The organism is Pseudoalteromonas sp. S3178 (genome assembly GCF_005886985.1).
Classification (GTDB): domain Bacteria; phylum Pseudomonadota; class Gammaproteobacteria; order Enterobacterales; family Alteromonadaceae; genus Pseudoalteromonas; species Pseudoalteromonas carrageenovora.
Genome location: NZ_PNCW01000599.1, coordinates 1 through 376, shown reverse-complemented (window position 1 = coordinate 376; position 376 = coordinate 1). Strand labels below are relative to the sequence as shown.

Below are 376 nucleotides of genomic sequence, written 5' to 3'. Positions count from 1 at the left end.
TAATGGTAGATTAGCAGCGGATGAAACAATTTGCCTTGGAAGCCAAGAGCCGATGTGGTTTAGCCTTGAGAATGTAAGTGGTCAACAATCGGTGGTGATCAAAACAGCCCATGGTAGTGGTGATCTTGGGCTTGAATACAGCAATGCAGGATGGCCAAACGGCACTAATGTGGACGCAAGCTCGTTCAATCAAGGTAACCAAGAGTGCATTGAGATAAGTGCGCAATCTGAATATTGGGGATACTTGAAAGTGTCAGGCTCACCAACGGGTGCAGCGCTGAAGGTGTCTTATAATAAAGATGGTTGTCGGTAATAGCGCGTTACTAAGGCAGAAATAATGAAAGTAATTAAACGGGTGATACAGATCACAGTTATT

The 376-nt window shown here is 44.1% G+C and carries 1 protein-coding gene; it reads left to right on the top strand.

The features are described from left to right. The coding region (locus CWC11_RS22385; protein ID WP_171038537.1) for a PPC domain-containing protein at positions 1 to 313 on the top strand (313 nt) is incomplete at its 5' end. Positions 314 to 376 lie beyond the last annotated feature (63 nt).